Below are 4,419 nucleotides of genomic sequence, written 5' to 3'. Positions count from 1 at the left end.
TATCGTCCCAAAATACTAGCATGCATGAGCTTTTTGAGCTGAAAAGCTGACACTTTTTTAGACAAAAAAATGCTACAACCAATATCAGTCAATGCTTTGATATTAGATCGGTGAGCCCTAATATCATGTTCGGTTGAATAATTACACTTTGGATGAAGTAAGGCAGAAGGCAGAGGGCAGAAGGCAGAAGGGAAAGAAAGGTTTAAGGCCAGAAGTTTTTTTTGTAACTGATTATCCGAACATGATATAAATAGGGTTTGCTGAAAAAGTCTTATGGGTGAGGGTAGGAGACAGGAGACAGGAGACAGGAGACAGGAGACAGGAGTTAGGGGAATTTAGATGAGGTAGGACCTAAGTTTTGTAAGAATAATTTTTCTGCCATAATCATCCCAAAATACTAGCATGCATGAGTTTTTTAGACCGAAAAGCTTGCACTTTTTTTGACCAAAATAAGGCTGAAACCAATATCAGTCAATACTTTGAGATTTAATCAGCAAGCCCTAAATAGAAGCTGAAACCCTTTTGTGTCCCCTATTGCCAGATGAGCTGTTGCCTGTTGCCTGCGCACAGCGCTATAGCTGAAACCCTTTTGTGTCCCCTATTGCCTGTTGCCTATTGCCTATTGCCAGATGAGCTGTTGCCTGTTGCCTGGGCACAGCGCTATAGTCGTTTAAACCATATTAGGAAAGGATTTGATTATGGAGGCATTACCCGAAACATTACAGCGCTTGAAGGGACAAGTAGCAATAATCACAGGTGCATCTAGAGGAATTGGTCGGGCAGCAGCTTTGGCATTAGCAATGGAAGGGGCAAATGTAGTTGTTAACTATGCTAACTCTAGTGGAGCGGCAGTGGAAGTCGTGGCAGAAATAGTTGCTGCAGGTGGCAATGGGATGGCACTTCAAGCAGATGTTTCTAAAGCTGAGGATGTTGATACCCTAGTCAAAGAAGTGATGGAAAAATGGAATCGCATTGATATTTTGGTTAATAATGCTGGTATTACCCGCGATACTTTGCTTTTGCGGATGAAACCTGATGACTGGCAGTCAGTAATAGACCTAAATTTGACAGGGGTCTTTCTCTGTACCCGTGCCGTTAGCAAAATTATGCTCAAACAAAAGAGGGGTCGTATTATTAATATTGCTTCAGTAACTGGGCAAATGGGTAATCCCGGTCAGTCTAATTATAGTGCAGCTAAGGCAGGGGTTATTGGCTTTACGAAAAGTGTAGCAAAAGAACTTGCTAATCGTGGTATTACAGCAAATGTGGTTGCCCCTGGGTTTATTGCGACTGATATGACTAAGGACTTGAAAAATTCTGAGGAAATTATCAAGTTTATTCCTCTCGGTCGTTATGGTACACCAGAAGAAGTAGCAGGTATGATTAAATTTTTAGCTGCTGATAGTGCGGCTAATTATATTACGGGTCAAGTATTTAATGTGGATGGGGGGATGGTGATGGCTTAATTATAGCAATGTGCGCTGGCATATTTACAAATTACAACCCACATTCCGCACCACAAAATGTAGTATAGAAGAAGGAGTCAGGAGACAGGAAACAGGAGACAGAATTTGAGAAGAAAATCATAACTGCCGTCATTGAGTAATCAATCAAACAAGTATTTATGCGTAAATTTTTTACAAGGTGACAATAGGAGAAAACCTTATGCCTCCCCCCCCTTTCAAAGCTATCCCTTATAAGGAACTCCTGAAACCCTGTAGATGAGGGGATGGGGAGATGGGGAGATGGGGGGATGGGGAGGAAAAATCCTGTCTGCAGTTCTCAAAAAAATGTATTTTTCAATACACTTTTCTCCCAAAAAAGCCTTTGAGATGCTTATACATAACTTGTTTGTTTTGTCAAGTTTTATGTTAAGAAAGATGTTTATAAAGCATAGCTTTTTGGGAAAAACTATTTATCAACTCAAACATCAATTACTATCTAAATATCTAGTATCTGAACTCAAACATCCTACCATTAAAATGATAGCTATTTAAGTTTTTATCAATAGATAAAGGCTAAGAAATACTTGGCGATCGCTCTCTAAAAATTATAGCGACCGCTCTGTTGGTTATGCGCTATATATAGTGTCTTTGCGTAAGTCCTGAAATAGTTATATAAAAAAAATGAGTGTTACTGTGGAATTTCCAGAAGAATTGTTGATTGCTTGTCGCGAGGAAGAAGATGTTTTTCAGCGACGAGTAATGGTTTTGACTTTGGGTAAACTTTATGAGGAAGGAAAAATTTCATCCGGTGTTGGTGTTGATAATTCTATCCCACGTTCCGCACGACAAGCATACTACAACAGTATTTTTTACGAAGAATGTGGATTACAGCCTCTGTTATTAATAATAACTGTCAATAGCTTGTGTAATATGTATTTTTACTTATAAACTTTATGGTTATTGCCAGACAAGGTTTTCAACGGCTAGCCTGAGATACTACACTTTGACGTGCGGAATATAGGTTCTATAATTACTTCAATATTTAATCTCCCCCACTCCCCGCTCCCCCACTCCCCCACTGCCAACTATACAATAACTATCCAACCGGATTCTATATTAGGGAGCGATCGCTTGGCATTGAGTAAATGGGCAATAGGCAATAGGGGGAAGTAATTGATAATTTATGGGTAAGAATTGATTTTAATGAGTGATTTTTAGAGAGGTCTATTACCTAGATTCAACTATTCCCTATTGCCTATCTTCAACCATTGCCTATTCCCTATTCCCTAGATTATAGAGAGTTAGAGAGAAAACTAGAGATTAAAAAAACTCTTTCATTATCAATTATCCATTATTAACTAGCCAATTTTCCAAGCCTGCTATTGTTGCTAAATCAAAAATTTCTTCACCTAAAATATCTAATTTTTCCAAAGATAATTGTTCTATCTGAGTCTCAACTTCTGGAGGTATTTCCCCAAACTTACGACGAATTTGACGTTTAACCAATATCCTTATTCCTTCCTCCCGTCCAATTTCTCTTCCTTCCCTTCTCGCTAAACTAATTTGTCCTTTCTTATCTCTAATCAACTTTTCCTGTTGCTCTAATTCCTCTAATTATTCATTGTTTAAGTTCGCTTTATTCGCTATATTTAATGCTGCTTCTATTTCTGAGACTGATTCTAATGATTCTGGTATTACTTCTAAATTTGGGGCTGATTTAATAAAATATATCCATTTATCACTGAGGGTTTCTAAGGCTGACAATTCTTTTTTAAATTTGGGTAATTCTACAAACATTAATGTTAATTCATCTTGGTAGTTAAACAATTCTGTCTCTTCTTTAAATCTGAATTTAGTAATTATTTGATCTATCTTTTAAAATAAAACAAAGTCGGCGATTGTTAAAGCTATAAAAGGTTGCAACATCATATAACCTTGCCCTGCATCTAATTGATTTCCATAGGCTTTAGCTAAATTATAAATTACTCGTTTTTCAAAATATTCTACGTTCAATATTTGCATTTCAATAATCACAGTAGAACCATTATCTAATATCAAATCCGGTTAAACAGCCATAGAATGGTTAAGTCTTTAGAATTCAGCAATTCTGCAATTGCTGAATTCAGGAGAAGAAAGATAAGACAAGATGAGCGCAGTTATGACAATTGGATAATTTTTTTATGTCCAATTAAGCGGATTTGATATAAAAGTGCTTTTACATCAAAATAAGTCTCCTTAAGAGTGTTAGTAACTCCAGGGTTATAGGGGTTAATTATTTTGAGAGATTGAATTATATTTTGATTGTTATAAACTATAGCATTGAGAAAGCTAATGAGGATATTTTGACTGTGAATAGAACCAAAGATTTTTTTAAAGGCAAAGTCGGTTGTGGTTTTATGAATTTAGGAGACAGCTAGAATATAAAACTCACTGGTACGGCTCTGAATTAGTAGTCGTTGATAGATTCTTTCCATCATCAAAAACTTGCTCGAACTGCGGTCATGTCCAAGATATGCCGTTAAATGTGAGAACTTATGACTGCCCCGATTGTGGGATATCTATAGACCGCGTATGAGATGCAAGTATTAATTTAAGAAATGCGGTCGGCTTGACCGTGAATGCCTGTGGACAGAGTGCTGCCGACAGTTCCGGTGGAAGCAGGAAGTAAACATTAAAATGTCACTAATTAGGGTTTGCTGAAAAAGTCTTTTAGCAGGGGGAAGAGCCAGGATTCAGGAGTCAGGAGTCAGGAGAAATAGGAATTTAGAGGAGGTAGGAGTAAGAATTGTCCCAAGATTGTTCTGCCATAGTCAGCGCAAAATACTAGCTTTTTGAGCATTTTCAACTGAAACAGGCGCACTGCAATTCGACCCTCAAAGCGATCAAACCTTTACATATCAATACTTTTATAATTAATCAGCAAGCCCTAATTATGCGGTGCGACCCCGCGTCGGCGTCAGACGCAAGGGAATGC

Annotated in this window: 4 protein-coding genes and 3 pseudogenes; 4 read left to right on the top strand and 3 right to left on the bottom strand. The window is 37.7% G+C overall.

Annotated features, from left to right (window positions below):
* The first annotated feature begins 698 nt into the window (after positions 1–698).
* The 3 genes from fabG (at position 699) to F6K54_RS41000 (ending at position 2,393) form a co-directional block, all read left to right on the top strand.
* Positions 699–1,466, top strand: a complete 768-nt coding sequence (gene fabG / locus F6K54_RS41010) for a 3-oxoacyl-[acyl-carrier-protein] reductase (RefSeq protein WP_293090237.1) — start codon at positions 699–701, stop codon at positions 1,464–1,466.
* A gap of 255 nt (positions 1,467–1,721) precedes the next feature.
* The gene (locus F6K54_RS41005; protein ID WP_293090235.1) at positions 1,722–1,997 is read left to right on the top strand and encodes a hypothetical protein; all 276 of its coding nucleotides are present in this window, start codon (positions 1,722–1,724) and stop codon (positions 1,995–1,997) included.
* A 129-nt stretch (positions 1,998–2,126) separates the two neighbouring features.
* Positions 2,127–2,393, top strand: coding sequence for a hypothetical protein (locus F6K54_RS41000; RefSeq protein WP_293090233.1), 267 nt, complete (start codon positions 2,127–2,129; stop codon positions 2,391–2,393).
* Between the two features lie 396 nt (positions 2,394–2,789).
* On the opposite strand, the gene F6K54_RS40995 is transcribed toward F6K54_RS41000, so the two are convergent.
* The 3 genes and pseudogenes from F6K54_RS40995 to F6K54_RS40985 form a co-directional block, all read right to left on the bottom strand.
* Complete coding sequence (locus tag F6K54_RS40995) at positions 2,790–3,032, bottom strand: DUF4351 domain-containing protein (protein WP_293090231.1); 243 nt, start codon at positions 3,030–3,032, stop codon at positions 2,790–2,792.
* Positions 3,033–3,059: 27 nt separating this feature from the next.
* A pseudogene (locus F6K54_RS40990) lies at positions 3,060–3,503 on the bottom strand (Rpn family recombination-promoting nuclease/putative transposase).
* Positions 3,504–3,655: 152 nt separating this feature from the next.
* A pseudogene (locus F6K54_RS40985) lies at positions 3,656–3,858 on the bottom strand (PD-(D/E)XK nuclease family transposase); the annotation flags it as partial.
* A 39-nt stretch (positions 3,859–3,897) separates the two neighbouring features.
* On the opposite strand from F6K54_RS40985, the pseudogene F6K54_RS40980 reads away from it, so the two are divergent.
* A pseudogene (locus F6K54_RS40980) lies at positions 3,898–4,020 on the top strand (zinc ribbon domain-containing protein); the annotation flags it as partial.
* Between the last annotated feature and the right edge of the window lie 399 nt (positions 4,021–4,419).

Origin of the sequence: Okeania sp. SIO3B5 (genome assembly GCF_010692555.1) — a bacterium.
GTDB lineage: Bacteria > Cyanobacteriota > Cyanobacteriia > Cyanobacteriales > Microcoleaceae > Okeania.
This window is presented reverse-complemented; position numbering and strand designations above follow the sequence as displayed.

What these genes read in the sequence shown, in the direction of transcription:
- fabG (WP_293090237.1), top strand. Translation starts at nt 699, where the DNA reads ATGGAGGCATTACCCGAAACATTACAGCGCTTGAAGGGACAAGTAGCA.
- F6K54_RS41005 (WP_293090235.1), top strand. Translation starts at nt 1,722, where the DNA reads ATGAGGGGATGGGGAGATGGGGAGATGGGGGGATGGGGAGGAAAAATC.
- F6K54_RS41000 (WP_293090233.1), top strand. Translation starts at nt 2,127, where the DNA reads ATGAGTGTTACTGTGGAATTTCCAGAAGAATTGTTGATTGCTTGTCGC.